General features: G+C 70.3%; 21 protein-coding genes. 12 read left to right on the top strand and 9 right to left on the bottom strand.

The window, feature by feature from the left end:
* Positions 1–284: 284 nt before the first annotated feature.
* Positions 285–785 (top strand): recombinase family protein, encoded by a 501-nt coding sequence (locus AB0M70_RS11070; RefSeq protein ID WP_365818689.1) that lies wholly within the window; start codon positions 285–287, stop codon positions 783–785.
* The gene (gene tnpB / locus AB0M70_RS11065) at positions 782–2,224 is read left to right on the top strand and encodes an IS607 family element RNA-guided endonuclease TnpB (protein WP_365818687.1); all 1,443 of its coding nucleotides are present in this window, start codon (positions 782–784) and stop codon (positions 2,222–2,224) included. The genes AB0M70_RS11070 and tnpB overlap by 4 nt, the downstream gene beginning before the upstream one ends.
* 44 nt (positions 2,225–2,268) lie before the next feature.
* Here tnpB and AB0M70_RS11060 read toward each other — a convergent pair whose 3' ends face one another.
* The 3 genes from AB0M70_RS11060 to AB0M70_RS11050 form a co-directional block, all read right to left on the bottom strand.
* On the bottom strand, positions 2,269–2,646 hold the full coding sequence (locus tag AB0M70_RS11060) for a PAS domain-containing protein (protein ID WP_365818685.1): 378 nt from the start codon (positions 2,644–2,646) through the stop codon (positions 2,269–2,271).
* Between the two features lie 390 nt (positions 2,647–3,036).
* Positions 3,037–3,234 carry a hypothetical protein gene (locus AB0M70_RS11055; protein ID WP_365818683.1) on the bottom strand — a complete coding sequence of 66 codons (198 nt, stop codon included), beginning with the start codon at positions 3,232–3,234 and terminating at the stop codon, positions 3,037–3,039.
* A gap of 95 nt (positions 3,235–3,329) precedes the next feature.
* Positions 3,330–3,983, bottom strand: a complete 654-nt coding sequence (locus tag AB0M70_RS11050; RefSeq protein WP_365818681.1) for a type III effector protein — start codon at positions 3,981–3,983, stop codon at positions 3,330–3,332.
* 129 nt (positions 3,984–4,112) lie between these two features.
* On the opposite strand from AB0M70_RS11050, the gene AB0M70_RS11045 reads away from it, so the two are divergent.
* Complete coding sequence (locus AB0M70_RS11045) at positions 4,113–4,544, top strand: Hsp20/alpha crystallin family protein (protein WP_365818679.1); 432 nt, start codon at positions 4,113–4,115, stop codon at positions 4,542–4,544.
* Positions 4,545–4,706: 162 nt separating this feature from the next.
* Positions 4,707–5,141: a DUF2267 domain-containing protein gene (locus AB0M70_RS11040; RefSeq protein WP_365818677.1), complete on the top strand. Its 435-nt coding sequence runs from the start codon at positions 4,707–4,709 to the stop codon at positions 5,139–5,141.
* A gap of 10 nt (positions 5,142–5,151) precedes the next feature.
* Here the strand turns inward: AB0M70_RS11040 and AB0M70_RS11035 are convergent, their stop codons facing one another.
* On the bottom strand, positions 5,152–6,477 hold the full coding sequence (locus AB0M70_RS11035; RefSeq protein WP_365818675.1) for an APC family permease: 1,326 nt from the start codon (positions 6,475–6,477) through the stop codon (positions 5,152–5,154).
* 151 nt (positions 6,478–6,628) lie between these two features.
* On the opposite strand from AB0M70_RS11035, the gene AB0M70_RS11030 reads away from it, so the two are divergent.
* Both AB0M70_RS11030 and AB0M70_RS11025 read left to right on the top strand, forming a co-directional pair.
* Complete coding sequence (locus AB0M70_RS11030) at positions 6,629–7,084, top strand: SRPBCC family protein (RefSeq protein ID WP_365818673.1); 456 nt, start codon at positions 6,629–6,631, stop codon at positions 7,082–7,084.
* A gap of 96 nt (positions 7,085–7,180) precedes the next feature.
* Complete coding sequence (locus tag AB0M70_RS11025) at positions 7,181–8,758, top strand: NAD(P)/FAD-dependent oxidoreductase (protein WP_365818671.1); 1,578 nt, start codon at positions 7,181–7,183, stop codon at positions 8,756–8,758.
* A 34-nt stretch (positions 8,759–8,792) separates the two neighbouring features.
* Here AB0M70_RS11025 and AB0M70_RS11020 read toward each other — a convergent pair whose 3' ends face one another.
* Positions 8,793–9,656, bottom strand: a complete 864-nt coding sequence (locus AB0M70_RS11020) for an SDR family oxidoreductase (RefSeq protein WP_365818669.1) — start codon at positions 9,654–9,656, stop codon at positions 8,793–8,795.
* A 505-nt stretch (positions 9,657–10,161) separates the two neighbouring features.
* Here AB0M70_RS11020 and AB0M70_RS11015 point away from each other — a divergent pair.
* Positions 10,162–10,389 carry a DUF5133 domain-containing protein gene (locus AB0M70_RS11015; RefSeq protein ID WP_365818667.1) on the top strand — a complete coding sequence of 76 codons (228 nt, stop codon included), beginning with the start codon at positions 10,162–10,164 and terminating at the stop codon, positions 10,387–10,389.
* Between the two features lie 24 nt (positions 10,390–10,413).
* Here AB0M70_RS11015 and AB0M70_RS11010 read toward each other — a convergent pair whose 3' ends face one another.
* From AB0M70_RS11010 to AB0M70_RS11000, 3 genes are all read right to left on the bottom strand, one after another.
* Positions 10,414–10,827 carry an SsgA family sporulation/cell division regulator gene (locus AB0M70_RS11010; protein ID WP_365818665.1) on the bottom strand — a complete coding sequence of 138 codons (414 nt, stop codon included), beginning with the start codon at positions 10,825–10,827 and terminating at the stop codon, positions 10,414–10,416.
* Between the two features lie 129 nt (positions 10,828–10,956).
* Positions 10,957–11,283, bottom strand: coding sequence for a plasmid stabilization protein (locus AB0M70_RS11005; protein WP_365818663.1), 327 nt, complete (start codon positions 11,281–11,283; stop codon positions 10,957–10,959).
* Between the two features lie 118 nt (positions 11,284–11,401).
* The gene (locus tag AB0M70_RS11000) at positions 11,402–11,629 is read right to left on the bottom strand and encodes a DUF5133 domain-containing protein (RefSeq protein WP_365818661.1); all 228 of its coding nucleotides are present in this window, start codon (positions 11,627–11,629) and stop codon (positions 11,402–11,404) included.
* Between the two features lie 443 nt (positions 11,630–12,072).
* Here AB0M70_RS11000 and AB0M70_RS10995 point away from each other — a divergent pair, with 443 nt between their 5' ends.
* Both AB0M70_RS10995 and AB0M70_RS10990 read left to right on the top strand, forming a co-directional pair.
* Entirely contained in the window at positions 12,073–13,314 is a 1,242-nt protein-coding gene (locus AB0M70_RS10995; protein ID WP_365818659.1) for a cytochrome P450, read from the top strand.
* A 39-nt stretch (positions 13,315–13,353) separates the two neighbouring features.
* A complete protein-coding gene (locus tag AB0M70_RS10990) occupies positions 13,354–13,551 on the top strand; it encodes a hypothetical protein (RefSeq protein ID WP_365818657.1) in 198 nt (65 codons plus the stop codon).
* On the opposite strand, the gene AB0M70_RS10985 is transcribed toward AB0M70_RS10990, so the two are convergent.
* Positions 13,542–13,916, bottom strand: coding sequence for a metalloregulator ArsR/SmtB family transcription factor (locus AB0M70_RS10985; protein WP_365818655.1), 375 nt, complete (start codon positions 13,914–13,916; stop codon positions 13,542–13,544). The two genes, AB0M70_RS10990 and AB0M70_RS10985, sit on opposite strands and share 10 nt — an antisense overlap.
* 102 nt (positions 13,917–14,018) lie before the next feature.
* On the opposite strand from AB0M70_RS10985, the gene arsM reads away from it, so the two are divergent.
* The 3 genes from arsM to AB0M70_RS10970 all read left to right on the top strand — a co-directional run bounded on the left by arsM (position 14,019) and on the right by AB0M70_RS10970 (position 20,113).
* Positions 14,019–14,831, top strand: a complete 813-nt coding sequence (gene arsM, locus AB0M70_RS10980; protein WP_365818653.1) for an arsenite methyltransferase — start codon at positions 14,019–14,021, stop codon at positions 14,829–14,831.
* Positions 14,832–15,061: 230 nt separating this feature from the next.
* The gene (locus AB0M70_RS10975) at positions 15,062–16,945 is read left to right on the top strand and encodes an ATP-binding cassette domain-containing protein (protein ID WP_365818811.1); all 1,884 of its coding nucleotides are present in this window, start codon (positions 15,062–15,064) and stop codon (positions 16,943–16,945) included.
* 216 nt (positions 16,946–17,161) lie between these two features.
* The gene (locus tag AB0M70_RS10970; RefSeq protein ID WP_365818809.1) at positions 17,162–20,113 is read left to right on the top strand and encodes a family 16 glycoside hydrolase; all 2,952 of its coding nucleotides are present in this window, start codon (positions 17,162–17,164) and stop codon (positions 20,111–20,113) included.
* The last annotated feature ends 21 nt before the right edge of the window (positions 20,114–20,134 follow it).

Here is a 20,134-nt window from a genome sequence, read left to right as displayed (position 1 = left end):
CGTGCGGCTGGCTGCCCAAGTTCGCCCGTGCGGCGCTCCAGGACGTCGAGGCGCGTTCGTAGCAGGCCGCGGCGAGCATCGCGCGGCGCAGGACGGCGGCCGGCCGCAGCGTGACGACCGGCGGGTCGGCCTCACGGGCGTGATGAAGGATGTCGTCCACCACGGTGATGTCCTCGACGTAGTGCAGTACGCCGAAGGTGCGCCCTTCGCCGTCCGACACGGGGTAAACAGCAGCCCGTTCCATTCAGTGGAGATCCGCTGTCTTCGGTGAATACCCTGGCTTCGTGAAGATTTCTGAGTGGGCAGCACGCAACGGCGTGCGCTACCAGAGCGCGTGGGCCTGGGCGAAAGAAGGTCCTGTGCGTCGTATGCCGGCCCCGGTCGTTCAGACGCCGTCGGGTACATGGCTGGTGACCGAACCCGCTTTGCAGGCCGCCTGGCGGGTGATGGCGTACTGCCGTGTCTGGTCCGGTGACCAGAGAGCGGATCCGGAGCGTCAGGTCGCCCGGACCGTGCAGGGCGCAACGAAGCTAGGGCTCGCCGTTGCCGGGGTGGTGAGGGAGGTCGGCTCCGGCTTGAACGGGCGCCGCCGCAGGCTGTGCCGCCTACTCGCCGACCCGGATGTGGACACGATCGTGCTCGAGCACCGAGACCGCCTCGCCCCCTTCGGCGTCGAGCACCTGGAAGCCGCGCTCTCGCCAACGGGACGGCGCCTGGTTGTCCGCCGCTGGGCGAAGAAACGCGCCGCCCGGGCCGTCGTCACCGGACCGGAGAGGGCCGGATGAAGAAGTTCAAGCCGCGGCCGGGCTTCACCGTCCTGGCGCACAGGCTCGCACTGGATGCGCATGCCACGACCGACCGCCGCCTGCATTCGCATGCTGGTGCGGCGCGGGCCGCATACAACTGGGCTGTTGCGTACGTCACCGCCGTGTGGTGGCAGCGGAAGGCTGAGCAGTCTTATGGCGTCGGCGAGGACGAGTTGACGGAGTGGCGGTCGTGGTCGCTGCCCTCGCTGCGCAAGGCCTTCAACCAGGACAAGCGCACCAACCCGCGTTTCGCTGACTGGTGGGAGGAGAACTCCAAGGAGGCGTACAACACCGGCCTGGCCAACGCCTCGGCTGCGTTCGACAACTACTCGAAGTCCAAGAGCGGTAAGCGCAAGGGCCGCAAGATGGGCATCCCCCGCTTCAAGTCGAAGCGGAAAGCGCCCCTGACCTGCCGGTTCACCACGGGAACGATACGTATCGAGCCGGATGGGCGTCATGTCACCCTGCCCAGGATCGGCACGGTCCGCCTGCACGAGGACGCCGGCCATCTTGTGGCCCTCGTCGACGCCGGGCACCTGCGCATCCTGTCTGCGACCGTACGTCTGGACAGGGGCCGCTGGTTCGTCTCGCTTCAGGTCGAACAGAAGCACCAGCTGGTGAAAGTCGCCCGCCCAGGCGCGGCGGTCGGTATCGACCTCGGCATCAAGTCGCTGGCCGTCCTCGCCGACAGCGACGGTGTCCTGGCCGTCGAACCCAACCCGGGCCATCTCGATGGCGCGCACAAGCAGCTGCGCCGCGCCAGCCGAATCGTCTCGCGCCGCCAGGGCCCCGACCGGTCCACCGGGCAGCAGGCGTCCAAGCGCTGGGAGAAGGCAAACCAGGCGCGGAACAAGATCCATCACCGGGTCGCGAACCTCCGCGCAGACACCCTGCACAAGATGACGACCCGCCTCGCCTCCACGTACGGCACGATCGTCGTCGAGGACCTCAACGTCGCCGGCATGGGCCGCAACCGGCGCCTGTCCCGCCGCGTCGCGGATGCCGCGTTCGGCGAGATCCGACGCCAGCTCACCTACAAGACCCGCCGGCACGGCACACGCCTGATCGTCGCCGACCGCTTCTTCCCCTCCTCCAAGACCTGCTCCCGCTGCGGCGTGGTGAAAGCCAAACTGCCCCTCAGCATGCGCCTCTTCGAGTGCGACAACTGCGGCCTGGTCATCGACCGGGACGCCAACGCCGGACACAACCTGCTCGCCCTCGCGACCCGCACCACAGGTACCGGAGTGGCCGGAGACCTGGACCTCGCCAAGGCGGAGTCAAAGCCCCGTGGAGCCGACCACAAGACCCGCACCACCCGCCCGCGCCGAGAGCCGGGACGGGGCGGGCAGGTGGCACAATCCCCAGCCCCCGGGCCGGGAAAGAAACGGGAGACCGTCGCGCAACTCGCGCTCTGGTGAGACCGTTACGGACCATCGCGGCGGAAACGCCGGGATTACTGAGATCACTTAATGATCAAAGCAACGGGAGTTGACCGGGCTCCACAACCACCCAGCATTGGGTTGCGACGGAACGCGTCTGGAGCGTCGGTGCGGGGCATGTCGTAGCGCTGCACGCCCATGTCGTGGGGTACCGCGCGGCGCAGGACCCGTTCCAGGGAGGAGCCGAGGTTCAGCACGCCGGTCGCGTGGGCGTCCTCGGGGTTGTCCGGGAAGGCGTCGAACATGAAGACGCCCATCAACTCCTCGCGCGAGCGTCCGGTGGCACGCAGGTAGGCCGGGTTGACGCCCTGAATGCACAGGTCGGTGTCGAGCACCACGTACGGAGCCGCAGTCACCTCGAACAGCGGGCTGCCGGACGTGGCCCGCAGTATCTCGTGCACGGTCGCTCCCCTCCCAGGCCGGGCAACTGTTCATCCCCTAGGACACACCCGGTCCGAGTGCTCGGACAAGCCGAATGAGACGAAACAGCGCCGGGCGGGGGCGACTTGGACTGGACGGGCGCGTCGTGCGCGTTGTGCGCGTCCGGAACGTCAGGCCGTCGGATGAATCCTCAACCACGTGTGCGCATCGCTGACTGAGACGTGATTCTGTTCATCGTGCTGATTGCTCTCGCCGCGTCCGGCGGATTCACCTGGTACGTCGGCGGTTGACCGGGATCCGGAATTCGCAGACTGTTCCGCACCATTACGCGGGCCGGGGGGAATGCGCTCCACGCGCATTCCCCCCGGCCTTTGCTCATGTCACGTGAGGAGCGTCGGGGGAGCTCCCGCTCACGGGTGGTCGGGCGCCTGCTCCGGCGGTGTGCCGCCGCCCTTTCCTCCGCCCTTGGCGCCCCGGTCGGTTCCGTGCGCCTCGCCGCCCTTGCCCTGCGCGGTCCGGGGCTGCGATGCCCTTTTCTCCCCGCTCTCCTGGGGTGTAGCGGCACCTTTTCCGCTGCGCCGTACCTCGGGTTGCTGTGGATTCGACATTCCAGCTCCTCGCCTTTTTGAGGAAGTCCTACGTCAACGGTCCCTCAGCCCCGTCGCCCCCGCAAATCCCGGCGACGGGGTGCGCCCGTCGCCGGTCAGCCGGGGCCGGTCTCGTCGAGGTGGCCGGTGAGGGCGTCCAGCTGGGCGACGACATCGGGGTGTGTGCGTGCCAGGTACGGGCGGGCCGTGTGCAGGGGGTCGATCAGGGCCGCGGGGTCGTCGTGTGCGAGCGCCGCGTCCAACTGCCCGATGGGGACCTGGGCTTGCGGCGGTAGGCCGGTGAGCGAAGTGACTTGGCCCGCGAGGCGGCGCAGGGCGCCGGCGTTGGTGCGGGCCCAGGCGGTGCGGGAGCGGTCGGCGGCGCGGCGCCGGCGGGTGGCCTGCACGCGTTGCTCGCCGGTGCTCCCGGTCGGGCCGGGGCGCTGGCGCAGGTAGCGGCGTTCGGCGGCCTGGCGGCTGGCGACTCCCAGGGGGTGGGCGAGGTCGGCCCAGCTCGCTCCGGCGTGCCGGGCGGTCTCGATCAGGCCGGCTTCCCACCCGGCGAGCTGTTCACGGACCTCGCGCAGCAACAGCAGTGAGGCGAGGGCCTGTTCAGGGTTGGCGCGGTCGGCGGGTGGCGCGTCGGTGTCGGCTTCCTGGGCCACCTGCACGGCGTCGCTGATGGCTTCCAGGGCGGCGGCCGCGGCCAGGAAGGACGCCGGGGTGTGGGCGTGGGCGTGGGGTGGTTGCGGCGGGCCGGTCGCTGCCATGGGGCCTCCTTCGTCGTTGTCATCGTGTGGACGACATGCAACTTGTCATCCATTGGATGACATGCTACAACCGAAGGCAGGTGAAGCGCATTGGCAGGTACTGCCCGGACCTTCAGGAGGTGTTTCGCGATGTTGATGCGCACCGACCCCTTCCGCGAGCTCGACCGCATCGCTCAGCAGCTGGTCGGCCCCGGCACATGGTCACGGCCTTCCGCGATGGCCATGGACGCCTATCGCGAGGGCGACGAGTACGTGGTGGCCTTCGATCTGCCCGGCGTGACCGCCGAGGCGATCGACATCGACGTGGAACGCAACATGCTGACCGTCAAGGCCGAGCGCCGCCCGGTCGCCAAGTCCGAGAACGTCCAGATGGAACTGTCCGAGCGGCCTCTGGGCGTGTTCTCCCGCCAGATCGTGCTGGCCGACACGCTGGACACCGAGCGCATCAAGGCGGACTACGACGCGGGGGTGCTGACCCTGCGCATCCCGATCGCCGAGCGCGCCAAGCCCCGCAAGATCTCCATCGGGAACGACGCGTCCCACCGGCAGATCAGCGGCTGATCCGCAGCCGCACACGCGTGGCGCGGAGGACGGACCTCTCCCCCTGACTCCGTCCTCCGCGCCGGACGGGGCGAAGCCCCCCAAGACCAACCCCGCGGGTGCCGTCCAGCTGCCCGGCACCCGCGACACGACCTCCGCGACGAGAAAGGCGCGCAATCAGCGATGTTCGAACGACCTGAACCCACCCGGCCCTTCCCCGCGATGACCTACCAGCAGATGCTGGAGAAGGTCCGCTACGAAGGCGCGTATCCCACCCGGGAGCGGGCCGAGGAAGCCGTCCGGCTGGTCCTCGGCGGGCTCGGCAGGCAGCTGACCGGGGACGAACGCGTCGAGCTCGCCGCCCGCCTTCCCGTCGAGGCCGCCCTCGTCCTCACCGCCCAGATCCCCGACCCCGAGCCCCTCACCGGCTGGGGCCTGGTCAAGGATCTCGCCACCCGGGCCGGGGCGAGCCCCGCCACCACGCGCTGGGACACCGGCGCCGTCCTGGCCGCCGTCGCCGTTCTCGCGGGTCCTGATCTGCTGACCCGCATCCTGGCCCAACTCCCCTCCGGCCACGCCCTCCTGTTCGGCCGGGCCGAGCTGATCCAGGCCGCGTAGGCGCCGCGGCTCAGGGCCGTCGGCGTCGGCGTACGGCGGTGACGGCGCCCAGCACCGCGCCCACCAGCAGGACGGCCCCGCCCCGCAGCCACACCTCGCGCTCGATCTGCGTCGCGAGCAGGACGCAGGACGCCGCACCGAGCACCGGCAGGACCGTCGGGGCCCGGAAGTGGTCTTGCGGGGCGGCATCGCGTCGCAGCACCAGAGCCGCCGTGTTGACCAGGAAGAAGACCACCAGCAGCAGGAGGACCAGGGTCGAGGCGAGCGTCGACACGTCGCCGGTCAGCGCGAGCAGCAGCGAGAGGGCGGTGGTCGCGGCGATCGCCGCCCACGGCGTACGCCTGCCGGGCAGCACCTTGGTGAGGAAGCCCGGCAGCAGCCGGTCACGTGCCATGCCGTAGGCGAGGCGCGAGGACATGATGCCGGTGAGCAGGGCGCCGTTGGCCACGGCGACCAGGGCGATGGCGCTGAACAGCTCCGTGGGGACGCCGCCGGCCGCCCGGACGACTTCGAGGAGCGGCCCGCTGGACTCGACGAGCGTTTTGGTGGGTACGGCGGCCGCCGCGGCGGCACCGACCAGGGCGTAGACCGCGCCCGCGGTGATCAGCGCGCCGAAGAGGGCCCGCGGATAGGAGCGGCGCGGATCGCGGGTCTCCTCCGCCACGTTGACGGAGGTCTCGAACCCGACGAAGGAGTAGTAGGCGAGCACCGCCCCGCTCAGGACCGCTGCCACCGGCCCGTGTTCCGGCGTCCCCAGGTCGGTGAGGCGCCCCACGTCACCGTCACCGCGCAGCACGATCCACACCCCGAGTCCGATCACGATCAGGAGCCCGCCCACCTCGATGACGGTGGCCACGACGTTGGCGCGCGTCGACTCGCTGATCCCTCGCGCGTTCAGCAGGGCCAGCGCGCCCAGGAACACGACCGCGACCAGCGCCACCGGAAGGGTGACGAACTCCGCCAGATAATCACCGGCGAAACCGCGGGCCAGCGCACCGACCGACACGATCCCGGCGGCCAGCATGCAGAAACCGGCGAGAAATCCGGCGAAGGGCCCATAGGCCAGGGTCGCGTAATGCGAGGCGCCGCCTGCCCGGGGGTATTTCGTGGCGAGTTCGGCGTACGAGGCGGCCGTCAGGAGCGCCAGGCACAGCGCCACGACGAGGGGCACCCACACGGCGCCGCCCGTGTCGGCCGCGACCTGACCCACCAGGACGTAGACGCCCGCGCCGAGGACGTCTCCAAGGATGAAGAAGTAGAGCAGGGGGGTGGTCAGTGCTTTCTTGAGCGGAGTCGTCGTGTCGGACGCCGCCGGAATGGTGCGGGGAGATTTCACGCGCACACATGTACCCGGTTCGGCGTCCGGCAGGCGGCGAACCCCTCGAACGCCTGCGAGGGTGAAAAGGAATGACAACGGACGGGACGGGTACCGGGAAGCCGCCGCAACCGACGCGGGCTGCCGCATCCGACGAGGGCTGGAGAGCCAAATGGCCGTACGACACCGATTGATCAAACGGTCCGTGGCAGACGTCTGGGCGGTGCTCGCGGACGGGTCGCTCTACGGCGAGTGGGTGGTGGGCACGGCCCGGTCGGAGCCCAAGGAGGGCCACTGGCCCAAGGTGGGCTCCAGCATCACGTACACCGTGAAGGTGGGCCCGCGGACGCTGTCGGGAACCACGACCGTCCGGCGCTGCGAAGAGCCCCGCATCCTGGAACTCGAGGCCGACAGTGGGTGGCTCGGCGCCGCGCGCATCGCCGTGGACGTACGCCCCTGGGGTGAGCACACCCTGGTCATCGTCGACGAGCACCCGCTGACCGGACCCGGCGGGAAGCTCCACAACGCGGCCGTGGACGCGCTGATCCAGCTGCGGCACCGCGCCATGCTCGCCCGACTGGCGGACGTCGTGGAGAAATCCCCGCAGCGCGCCTACGAATCGGCCTGAGAGCCGGTCGAGCAGGTTGGCCGAGGGGGCACGCCCCCCACAGGATCGATCGACCCGCAGGGCATCAAAGGCCCGGGCGGACGTCAGGAGTCAGGCATGCCGGACGCGGTGATCATCGGCGCGGGGCCCAACGGTCTCGTCGCGGCGAATCTGCTCGCCGACGCCGGATGGAGCGTGGAGGTCCTGGAGGAACAGGATGAGCCGGGCGGCGCCGTCCGCAGCGACCGCGGTGTCCATCCCGACTACGTGAACGACCTCTTCAGCGCCTTCTATCCGCTGGCCGCGGCCTCCCCGATCCTCGCCGACCTGCAGCTCCAGCAGGAGGGCCTCAGCTGGAGCCACGCCCCCCGCGTCCTGGCGCACCCCCTGCCCGACGGCCGGTGCGCGGTCCTCGCGCGCGGGGCCGCGGAGACAGCGGCGGGCCTCGACACGTTCGCGGCGGGCGACGGGGACTCCTGGCTCAACCTCTGCGCCACCTGGAACCGCGTGGGCCCCGACGTCCTCGGGGCCCTGTTCACCCCGTTTCCGCCCGTACGGCACGGGGTCCGGCTCGCCGCCAGGCTGCGGGCCGCCGGAGGGCTGCGGATGGCCCGGACGATGGTGCTGCCCGTACGGCGCCTGGGCGAGGAGGAGTTCCGCGGCGAGGGCGGCCGGCTGCTGCTCGCGGGCAACGCCCTGCACGCGGACCTGGGCCCGGAAGCAGCCGGCAGCGGAGGCTTCGGTTGGCTGATGTCCATGCTCGGCCAGACCTACGGCTTCCCCGTTCCGGTCGGCGGGGCGGGCGCGCTCACCGGGGCCCTGGTGCGGCGCCTCGAGCGGCTCGGAGGCGTGGTCCGGTGCGGGGAGCGCGTGCGTGAGGTCGTCGTGCGGGGCGGCCGCGCCGTCGGCGTACGCACTGCCGGAGGCGAGAACGTGCCGGCCTCCCGCGCGGTTCTCGCCGACGTGTCCGCTCCGGCGCTCTACGGCGAACTGGTCGACGAACGCCACCTGCCAGGGCGGCTGCTGGCAGACCTGCGCCGCTTCCAGTGGGACTTCGCGACCTTCAAGGTCGACTGGGCGTTGAACGGCCCGGTGCCCTGGACGGCTCCGGAGGCGGCCACGGCGGGGACGGTGCACCTGGCCGACGGCGTGGACGGGCTCACCCAGTTCGCGGCGCAGATCGCCATGGGGCAGGTGCCCGACCGTCCCTTCATCCTCTTCGGCCAGATGACCACCGCCGATGCCACGCGCTCACCGGCCGGCACCGAGTCGGCCTGGGCCTACACCCATGTCCCGCAGCACATCAAGGGCGACGCGGGTTCGGACGGCCTGACAGGATCCTGGGACCAGAAGGAACAGGAGGCGATGGCGGACCGCATGGAGAACGAGGTGGAACGCTGGGCGCCGGGCTTCCGCTCCCGGATCAGGTCCCGGCGTCTGCTCGCCCCGACCACCCTGCAGGCCATGGACGCCAATCTGCACGGGGGCGCGATCAACGGCGGTACGGCATCGGCCCACCAGCAGCTCGTGTTCCGCCCCACGCCGGGCGCCGGCCGCCCGGAGACGCCGGTCAAGGGCCTGTACCTCGCGTCGGCCGCCGCCCACCCCGGCGGCGGCGTCCACGGAGCCCCCGGCGCCAACGCCGCCCGCGCCGCGCTGCGGGGCCGCATCGACCGCCGCTTTCGACGGAGCTGACCCAGGCTCCCGTGTCGGCCGCCGGGGGCCGAGCTCAGTCGGTGCTCTCCGCCGCGCGCCCGCCGGGCCCGAGCAGGCCCGTGGAGGAGAACTCCGAGCGCATCAACTCCTGGCGCGAGTACCGGGTGACGAGCGGCGGCAGACCTGCCCGCACCGCCTGCAACGCCCGGAGCCAGCCCGGCACGTACACGGTGGCCGACCGGCGTTCGACGGCGTCCGCCAGACACCGGGCGACATGCCCCGGGGCGTAGATCTTGCGGGCCGGCGGCGGCATGTGCGCACGCAGTTCCCGCAGTACGGCGTGCTGGTCGGCGTCACGGATCATGTCCGTGTCGGTCCAGTTGAGATAGGCGGCCCCCACGCCCACGCCCCGCGGGGCGAGTTCCGCGCGCAGCGACTGGCTGAGGGACTCCACGCCCGCCTTGGAGGCGCAGTAGGCGCTCATCAACGGCGAGGCGCCGATGGAGGCCAGTGAGGCGATCTGCAGGAAGTAGCCGCGGCTGTCGAGCAGTTGGGGCAGGAACGCCCGTGCGGTGTTCGCGCTGCCCACGAGGTTGACGTCGATGACGCGTCGCCAACTGGCGGGGTCGGAGTCCACGAACGGCCCGCCCTCGGCGACACCCGCATTGGCGACGACGACCGACGCGGGACCTTGACGCTCGCGCACCTCGTTGGCCACGCGCGCCATCGCCGCGGCGTCGGTGACATCCACGTACCAGTGCCGCGAGGGCGTGGGAAGTTCCTGGGCCACTCGGGCGAGTGACTCCTCCTCCAGGCCGAGCAGTGCCACCGTGGCTCCCCTGGCGGCCAGCTCCCGGGCCACGGCCTCTCCCACACCGCGGGCGGCGCCGGTCACGACAGCTGTGCGACCGCGCAGGACGTGCTTCCGGTCGGTCACGAGAACTCCTCCGGGTGGGGACGGCAACGGACGGGTGCTCCACCCGCCAGGACGCACACGGCCATGGTGGCAGGCGGCGCCGGGGGCCGCATACCAGGCGTCGGCGGGCCCAAACACCGGGCGCGTGCGGCCCACGTCACAGCTCCAGGTGGCGTCCGGCGCTTTCTCGTGGGCACACTGACCTTGAGGTCAGGAAGCAGCCGCGCCCAGAAGCCCTGTTTCCGCGGAGCAGGTTTTGTTCTTCCTCAGCCGCCATCCACACGAACCCCGCCTCGGCGGGGATTTCGTCGACCTCGGCGATGAAATCGAGCCCGGGCAGGAATCCGGCGTCCGTCGGCCTGTCCCGGCTCGCGCACCGTGGTTGTGGACAGGGATGCGCCGGTGGCCGCCTCGCCCACTCTCCGCCTGCCGTGGTGCGCGCACGCGTGTGCAAAAGGCGGTCGAGTACCCCCGCGTCACTGCCCGTCAAGGGCATCAAGACCGTTGAGAGCGAAGGAGACCTGCCGTGCTGATGGCCGACCCGAGAGTGCTGCGCGACCTGGTGGAGCAGTACGAAGCACTGAGCGCGCTGCATGCGCGCGACGGGGCCAGCGAGGCCCGCAGGAGGCTTGAGGACATCGCGTACACCCTCTGCGTGTCCACCGGCACCCGTGAAGTGGCGTCGGCGCTCGCGGCCGCCCGTTCGCAGATGGCCATGGCCAAGGGCGAACCGGACGCCCCGCAGCCCGTGTGAGGGCCGGCGGGGCAGCAAGCTCGTTCAGGGTGCCGCCAGAAGAGCGGTGACCAGCTCGTCCAGGTCCAGTGCGGCGCTCTCCTCGGGGGCGGGCAGCAGGGCGTACGACTCACGGATGAACGCCTCGACCGGTGCCCGCTCCAGTTCGCCACGGACACGTCCGCTCGGGGACGTCAGGGTCACGAGCACCCGGTGGCGCCCCGTCGGACGGATGACGACGTCGCCCTCACCCGCCGGCGCGTGCAGCCCCGATGCCAGCAGGTTCCTGGAGAACACCCAGGTCGTCGGGGCCTGCTCGGCCGCGGGCGGCGGGAAGGCGAGGGTGACGGCCAGCGGGTCCTTCGTGGAGTACGTGAGGACCAACTCGGCTTCGAGCACGAAATCGAGGGCGTCGACGCACAGATGGGACCGGATGGGGCAGGTGAGGCTGGATTCCATGCAACACGGGGTTCCCGGCACTCGCTCATGCATGCACGGTGACAGCTGTCCGGGTGACACATTCGTCCAAAGCTGACGGCGGACGGACGGCGCCCACGGCGGTGGACACCGCCGTGGGAGCAGGGTCGCTCAGCGTCCGAGCGCCTTCTTCAGCTGCTGCTTGTTCATCGACGAACGGCCGTCGACGTTCTTCTTCTTCGCCTCTTCGTAGAGCTGGTCCTTGGTGGGGCCCTGCGATCCGCTGTGCGAACGCTCCCCGCCGCGCTGTGACGCCGACTTCGGGTCCTTCGTCGACGTCTTGCTGGCGGTCTTCGACTCGCCGGAGCGGGCCCGCTCCTTGTTGACCGTGCGGGCCGCGATCTCCTTGGCCCTGCCCTTGGAGGCGCCGCGGTCCTCGGCGCTCTCCTTGATGTGTTCGTACTGGCGTTCGCGCTTCTTGCTGGATCCAGCCGGCATGCTGACCTCGCCTTTCTTGAGGGCCCCGGTCACGGCGCGTGCTCGCTGTGGCCGCCTTTCGGGCATTTCCCAGTCTCACACCGGTATCCACGCTGCGCCCGGTCAATCATGGGGCGCCTCAGGCGGACAGGCGGGCGTCGTCCTGCGAACGCACTCCCGCGAGTTGGGCGCGTGCCGCGGCGACGGCCCTCTCGGGGGTCCGCGTTCCGGTGGAGACGCACAAGGTGTACGAGACGTCATCCAGCTGCCGACGGACCTCGGCCGAGTCCTCCCGGGCCTGCAGATGCTGCAGCGAGGCATGCGTTTCGAGCAGGGACTGCAGGAACGTGGGGTGAGGCCTGAGCACGGGGTGCTCCTTTCGATGATGGCGATTCTCGATGGATGCGCTTTTCGGTGAGTGCGACGCATGTGCCGTCGGCCGACACATGGTGCCCGCGCAAACGGCCGGTATTCACAGAGTTTCGGAACTCCGCCCCAGCCCCCCGGGCAGGCACACGGCCCCGTACAGCACGCGTCTCATCCGCCTGATCGTTCGCATGAGTTGACCCCCTCCGGTCGGTACGGCCTCCCTGGCCGAGCTCTACTCCTGTGCCCCGAAATCCGCTCATCTATCAGGACCAAGGACCCGTACGGGAGTGACGTGTGGAACGCATGAACGTGACCCGCCAGGGCACCCGCCTCGGTGATCGCGAAGCGTTCGGCGCCGCTCCGGTGGTGTTCGCGCCCCGACCGGCAGAGGCTGGCTGGAGCCGGGGCACGCCGAGCGGAATGTCATCCAGGAGGAATCTGATGCCGGACAGCACCCTGCCACTCCTCTCGCAGGGGTACGCATGGCTTCCCGATCTGAGCCGCCGCAAGGGCCCGGGGCCCGTCCGCACCCGCCTGATGGGCAAACCCGCCATCGCGCTGCGGGGGCCGGCCGCCGTCACGTTCTTCTACGACGAGAACCACGTGCGGCGGCGCACCGCCTTGCCCGAACCGGTTCTGAGCACCCTGTTCGGCAAGGGCGCGGTGCACACCCTCGACGGGACGGAGCACCGCGCGCGCAAGGATTTTTTCGTCTCGCTCCTCCAGGACGCCTCGGGGGTGGCCCGGCTGGCGGAACAGGTGGCCGAGGAGTGGGAGCGGGCGAGCAAGCAGTGGACGCACCGGCCGCGGGTGACGCTGTTCGACGAGGTGAGTCTGCTGATCACGCGGGCCGTGTGCCGGTGGGCCGGAGTGCCTCTGGCCGAGTATCCGGACGACGAGGCGCGCCGCACCGCACAGGATCTGGTGGCCATGGTCGACGGCTTCGCGACCGCCGGCCCCCGGCACTGGCGGGCCCGGCGCGCACGGAGCCGTCAGGAGAAGCGGCTGGCCGAGCTGGTCGAGGAGATGCGGGCGGACGAGGGCGGCCCGGCGGCGGATGCCGCGCAGCCCCAGTCCGTGGTGCGGGCGGTGGCCGCGCACCGCGAGGCGGACGGCGAGCTGCTCGATCCGCGGACCGCCGCCGTCGAGATCCTCAACGTCATCCGTCCTACCGTCGCCGTCACCTGGTACACCGTGTTCGGTGCCCACGCGCTGCACCGGAATCCGGCGCTGCGACAGCGGCTGGCCCAGGACCGTGACGGGTATGCCCGGGCGTTCGCCCACGAGCTCCGGCGCTTCTACCCGTTCGCGCCGTTCGTCGCGGGGCTGGCCCCCCACGACCTGGAGTGGCACGGCGAACCGATCGCGGAGGGCTCCCTCGTCCTCCTCGACCTCTACGGACAGAACCACGACCCGGAGCTGTGGCACGACCCCTACATGTTCGATCCCGAGCGCTTCGTGGGCCGCGAACCCGGTCGCGACGAGCTGGTCCCGCAGGGCGGCGGGGACGCCGCGCAGGGCCACCGCTGTCCGGGCGAGGACATCACCTTGGCGGTCCTGAGCACCCTGCTCCCCCGTCTCGCGCGACTCGAGTACGAGGTCCCCGAGCAGGACCTGCGCATCCCGTTGAAACGGATGCCGACGAGGCCCCGCAGCGGCTTCGTCATCACCGCGGCGCGCTGACCTGCGCGCTGCCCCGCACCAGCTGGACGGAGGCCCGGCATGAACCACAAGCACGGCGACGAGCACGAGAAGGACCACAAGCCGAAGCACGCGGAGACGGCCGCCGAGGAAGTTCTCGACGAGGCCGAGGACGCGGAGACCCGTGTCCCCGGCGGGGAACGGGACCGCGAGAAGGACGGCGAGGCCGCGGACGCGCTCACCCCCAATCCCTCCGCGCAGGATGACGTTCAGAGGTAGGAGGGCGGACGTGTCAGTGCTTGGGCGAGTCGGTCCGTCGCCGCGGGCAGCAGCCGGTGGTACACCCATGTTCCGCGGCGCTCGGAGGCGATGAGACCGGCTTGCCTCAGGAGCTTGAGGTGGTGCGAGATCGTCGGCTGGGACAGGTCGAAGGCGGGGGTCAGGTCGCATACGCAGATCTCGCCGCCGTCCCGCGAGGCGATCATCGACAGCAGGCGCAGACGGACCGGGTCGCCCAGAGCCTTGAAGGACCTCGCCAGCTCGGCGGCCCGGTCCGCGGCCATCGGTGCGGTCAGCAGCGTCGGACAGCACCCGGCCCCGTCGGCCGCATCCTGACCGATCACCCCAAGCTCTTGTTTCGACATCCTTCTATGTTGACAGCCTTCGATCCAAGGCGCAATGTTGCATTGAGAAACGTCAATGCAGCCCGCTCCGGGTCATGCCGGACCCCTGGTCGAGGAGCCACCATGAGCGAGAACGCCAACGACCTGCGCGAGACCGTCCGCCGTCGTTATGCCGCGGCCGCCGTGCAGGTCACTGAAGGCGGAACGGCCTGTTGCGGCCCGTCCGCGATCGAGATCGACGACAATTTCGGCTCCGCCCTCTACGCCGAGGGCGAGCGCGACGGACTGCCCGCCGAGGCCGTCGCCGCCTCGCTCGGCTGCGGAAACCCCACGGCCGTCGCCGATCTCCAGGCGGGCGAGCGCGTCCTTGACCTCGGGTCGGGCGGCGGCATCGACGTCCTGCTCTCCGCCCGGCGCGTCGGCCCCACCGGAAGGGCCTACGGCCTGGACATGACCGAGGAGATGCTCGCCCTGGCGCTCGAGAACCAGAAGAAGGCAGGGGCCACCAACGTCGAGTTCCTCAAGGGCACCATCGAGGCCATCCCGCTGCCCGCGCACACCATCGACGTCGTGATCTCCAACTGCGTGGTCAATCTGTCCACCGACAAGCCCGCCGTCTTCGCCGAGACCTTCCGCGTCCTGGCCCCCGGCGGCCGCATCGGCATCTCCGACGTCGTCGCCGACGACACCCTCACCCCCGCCCAGCGCGCCGAACGCGGTGATCACGTCGGCTGCATCGCCGGCGCGCTCTCCTTCACCGAGTACCGCCAGGGGATCGAGGCCGCCGGATTCACCGCCATCGAGATCACCCCCACCCACGCGGTCGCCGACGGCATGCACTCCGCCGTCGTCCGCGCCACCAAGCCCGCCACCGAGCGTGCAGTCGGCCACGCTCCCGGCCACGGCGCCCAGGCCGGGGGCTGCTGCCGCAACTGACCGGCGCACGGCCGGACTTGAGCGCCCGACCGCCGAGCATCGGCGATTCGGCCAACCGGCCCCGTCCCACGACCGCACCAGCGCGCCCTCCACGCGTGCCACCCCTTGTGGCCGACGGCCTCCAACCCGTCCTGAATCGAGCGCGTTCGATTCCGTCGCCCTGTCGTTAGTCCCAGCACCGCCGAACCATCCAGGTGCGGCACGCACCCCATGGAGGGACGCGGGTGACTGTGAACGACACCTCGACCGAATACGCCAAGACGCCTCCCCCTCCCCCACCGGCCACGCTCACCTTCGCAGGAGAGCACGGCAAGAACCCGCTGGCCGAAGCCACATTCGCCGCCATGTGCAGGCGCCTTCCCGCCGTGCTCCGGCACACCGCACGGATGGCATGGGCCGTCGACAGGGTCGGTGTCGTGCTGCTGCTCGCCTGTCAGCTTCTGACCGGCGCGGCAGCCGCCGTCGTCCTCGCCTTCACCGCACAGGCCATGACCCACCTCCTCAGCACGGGCAGCGTGTCCGAACGCCTGCACGCGGCGCTGCCCGCCCTGGTCATCGTCACGGCGGGCGCCGCACTCGTCCGCGTCAGCAGCGCCGTGTCCTCGTATGCGGACGGGCGGATCACGCCGCTGCTGATGACGGAGGCGGACGTCGCCCTCGTCGCCGCCGTGTGCCGCGTGGAGTCGTCCGCGTACGGCGAGGACGGATTCGCCGACCGGCAGGAAGCCGCCGAGGTCGGGGTCACCCGGACCCGGATGATGGTGCAGGACGCCCAGCGGTTCATGTCGGCCCTGATCCGGATGATCGCCGCGAGCGGAGTGATCACGGCGCTGCATCCGCTGATGCTGCCCCTGCTCCTGCTGGCCGTGCTCCCGGCCGGCGCCGGGGCCGTGCTCTCGGCGCGCGTCACCTACGAGACCCACTACCTCAACGTCGGCGACCGCAACGTCCGCTCGATGATGCGCTGGTGGGCGACGTACTCCCGCCACGGCGACGAGGTCCGGGCCAACGGCATGACCGGCTACCTCATCTACTGGTACCGCGCCCTGTCCGACCGGATCGACCGGCGCACCCTGACCGCGGCCCCGCGGATGCTGCGCATCGTCCTGGTCACCAGCGCCCTCGGCGGGCTCTTCCTGCTGGGCACATGGGCCACCCTCGCCTGGCTGGCCACCACCGGCCGGGTCGCCCTTCCCGTGGCGGCGACGGCGGTGGTGGCCGTCCAGACCACACTCGCCGCGCTCTCCCAGTCCGTCATCCATGGCGCCGCGCTGTTCCATACGTCGCTCTATCTGGCGGACATGCGGGCCTTCCTCGACCTGGCGGGTGAACGGGCCCCCAAGCGCGGGGAGTTGACCCTCCCCGAGCGTGTGGACGAGATCCGCCTCGACGAGGTCGTGTACCGCTACCCGGGCAAGGAGGAACCGGCCGTCGCGGGCGTGTCGCTCACCCTGCGGCGCGGCGAGATCCTGGCCGTCGTCGGGGAGAACGGCTCGGGCAAGTCGACCCTGGCCAAGCTCTTCACCGGCATCCTCCTCGCCGACAAGGGCCGTGTCCTGTGGGACGGCGTCGATCTCGCCCGGGCCGACCCCGACTCCGTGTGGCAGCGCACCGCGCTCGTCCCGCAGAACTTCGCCTGCTGGCCGCTGCGTGCCCGCGAGAACATCACCCTCGGCCAGCCGAGGACGTACGACGACGGGCCGGTGTGGGAGGTCGTCGACGCCGTGGGGATGCGCGAGGCGATCGAGGCACTGCCGCGGCAGCTCGACACCTTGCTCGCCAAGGAGTTGTGGGGCGGTGCCGAACTCTCCGGCGGCCAGTGGCAACGGCTCGTGTGCGGCCGTGCGCTCTACCGGCGGACACCGCTCCTGATCCTGGACGAGCCCACCTCACAGATGGACGCGCGGGGCGAGCACGCGGTCTTCACGCAGATCAAGCAGATCGCGGCCGAGCGCATGACGATCGTGGTCACCCACCAGCTCGAGAACACCCGGCTCGCCGACCGCGTCCTCGTGCTGGACAAGGGCCGCGTGATCGAGCAGGGCACGTACGACGAACTCGCGGGCGGCGGTGGCCTGTTCGCGGATCTCGTCGCACTGGCCAAGGACCGCTGACAGGGGAGCCGCCTTCCCACCCTCAGTTTTTCCTTTCTGTGGACAAAGTATGGACGCGCTCCGGCGCCGTCCCTACGCTGAGCGTCGCTTTGCCGCATAGATCTGCGTAACCCCCGTAGGAACCACGCAGGAGGAAGAGTGAAGCCACGCCCCCAGCCGATATCCGGCACCACCCGCCGCAGGGCTCGAAGATCCACCGGTCTGCTGCTCACGGCGATGCTCTGCGGCGGTCTTGTGGCGCCCGCCGCAGGCGCCGAGGACGATCCGCGGCCGTTCGCCGACCTGCCGCCGCAGGAACCCGGCGTCACCCTGCGGGTGTTCGACATCCAGTCCCCGCTCAGCAAACTGTGCGACCTCAAGCCCGCCCAGACACCGAACGTCGACAAGCTGATCCCGACCGCCGACTGGACGTCCACCGAGGGCTTCGGGTTCAGCAACAACTTCGTCTCGCAGATCATCGGCAATCTGAACGTGCCCGAGGCGGGCGCCTACAGCTTCCGGTTGATCAGTGACGACGGCTCACGCCTCTTCGTCGGCGACCAGCAGGTCATCGACCACGACGGAAAGCACGGCGCCGAGCCCAAGGACGGCGAGATCACGCTGAACGCCGGCCACCAGCCACTGCGCATCGACCACTTCGACGCGGACGGCGAACAGCAGGTCACCCTGCAGTGGAAGCCGCCGGGCGCCGACGAGTTCAAGGTCGTACCGAACTCCGTGCTCAGCACGGACGCCGACGTCGTGCGCGTCACCGCGCCCGGCCGCAAGGAGTGCGAGGGAGCCCTCGACACCCCCGGCGACGGCCTTCCGCTCACCGAGGTCAACCCCGGATACAAGCTGACGGACCTGCGCCCCAAGGGCTTCGAGCCGCAGGTGTCCGCGATGGACTGGCTGCCCGACGGGCGGCTCGCCATCTCCACGTGGGGCGGCAGCACCGAGACGAAGGGCGAGGTGTACCTGCTCGACAACGTCACCGGGGACACCGGGCCCGACAAGGTCACGTACAAGAAGATCGCCGACGGGCTCAAGGAGCCGATGGGCATCAAGTACGTCGACGGCAAGCTGTACGTGTCGGAGAAACACCAGCTGACCGAGTTGAACGACACCAACGGCGACGACGTCGCCGACGACAAGAAGAAGATCGCCGAGTGGCCCTACGGCGGGAACTTCCACGAGTTCGCCTTCGGCCTGCTCTACGACAAGGGCGACTTCTATCTGAACCTCTCCGTCGCCATCAACTACGGCGGCGCGACCACCGACCCGCAGCCCGCCAAGAACCGCGGCACGACCATCAAGGTCAACAAGAAGACGGGCAAGGTCAGTTACATCGCCGGAGGCCTGCGCACCCCCAACGGCATCGGGCGCGGCCCCTCCGGAGACCTCTTCGTCGCCGACAACCAGGGCGGCTGGCTCCCGGCGTCGAAGCTGGTGCACATCAAGCAGGACCGCTTCTTCAACCACTACATGAACCCCGAAGGCCCCTTCGACGACCAGCCGGTCACCAAGCCGGCCCTGTGGCTGCCGCAGAACGAGATCGCCAACTCCCCCAGCACGCCCATGCAGTTGAAGAAGGGCCCCTTCGCCGGACAGATGGTCTTCGGTGACGTGACCTACGGCGGACTGCAGCGCGCCGACCTGGAGAAGGTCAAGGGCGAGTACCAGGGCGCCGTGTTCCGGCACACCCAGGGCCTCGAATCGGGCATCACCCGGATCAGCGAAGGGCCCGACGGTGCCCTCTACACCGGCGGCCTGGGCGCCGACGGGAACTGGGGCCAGGCGGGCAAGCTCCGCTTCGGCCTGCAGAAGCTGACACCGAACGGCAAGACGGCCTTCGACATGAAGACCATGCGCGCCACGCCCGACGGCTTCGAACTCACCTACACCAAGCCCCTGTCGGAGGAGACCGCGACCAAGCTGACCAAGGGCGCCTACTCCGTCGAGCAGTGGCGTTACGCCCCGACCCCGGCCTACGGCGGCCCGAAGGTCGACGAGGAGTCGCTGCCGGTCACCTCGGCGCAGCTCTCCGACGACCGGCGCAAGGTCACGCTCACCATCCCGGGGCTCAAGGCCGACCGTGTCGTCCACGTGCGCTCCCCGCGCCCCTTCTCCTCGTCCTCGGGCGAGCAGCTCTGGTCCACCGAGGCCTGGTACACCCTCAACGCCAAGCCGGGCCCGACCGAACCGGTCACCACCTACGACGCCGAATCGGCACGCCTGTCCGGCGGAGCGGGCACTGACACCGAGCACAACGGCTTCACCGGCGCGGGATTCGTCGACGGTTTCGGCGAGCAGGGCGCCAAGGCGAGCTTCGACGTACACGTGGACAAGAAGGGCAGCTACGACGTCGGGCTGCGGTACGCCAACGGCCCGCACCCCTTCACCGGCACCAAGACGATCAGTGTCGGTGTGAACGACGGCGCGGCCAAGCAGACGAGCCTGCCGTCGACGGGCCAGTGGAACCGCTGGTCCACCAAGACGGAGAAGCTCGAACTCCGCAAGGGCCGCAACACCATCACGTACGCGGTCGGAGCCGGGGACACCGGGCACGTCAATCTCGACGCCCTCGACGTGCGCCGTCCCGGGGCCCGGATCGACCTCTTCTCGGGCGGCAGCATCTCGTCGGCCTGGCAGCACACCGACGGGCGCAGCGCCGAGTGGCCGCACACCGCCGAGAAGTCCATGGAGGTCTGCTGCGGGGATCTGCGCACCAAGCAGCACTTCGGCGACTTCAAGCTGCACGTCGAGTTCCGTGTGCCGAAGCTGCCGGACGACGTCACCGGGCAGGACCGCGGCAACAGCGGGGTCTACCTCCAGGAGCGGTACGAGGTGCAGATCCTGGACTCGTACGGCGTGGAGAAGCTCGCGAACAACGAGGCGGCGGCGATCTACCAGAAGAAGGCCGCCGACCTGAATGCCTCGAAGGCACCGGAGACCTGGCAGACGTACGACATCACCTTCCGCGCCGCCCGTTTCGACGCGGACGGCAAGAAGACGTCGGACGCCCGGGTCACGGTGGTGTGGAACGGCAAGAAGGTCCACGACGACGTGGCGATCGACGGTCCGACGGGCGCGGGTGACCCGGAGTCGGCGGCGGCGGGTGCGATCCGCCTCCAGGACCACGGCAACAAGGTCCGCTTCCGCGACGTATGGGTGGAGCCCCTGTCCTGACCGACTGCCTTGACCCTCTGT

Origin of the sequence: Streptomyces sp. NPDC051214 (genome assembly GCF_040682375.1) — a bacterium.
GTDB lineage: Bacteria > Actinomycetota > Actinomycetes > Streptomycetales > Streptomycetaceae > Streptomyces.
The sequence above is the reverse complement of the archived record's forward strand: the minus strand, read 5'-3'. Positions and strand labels throughout refer to the sequence as shown.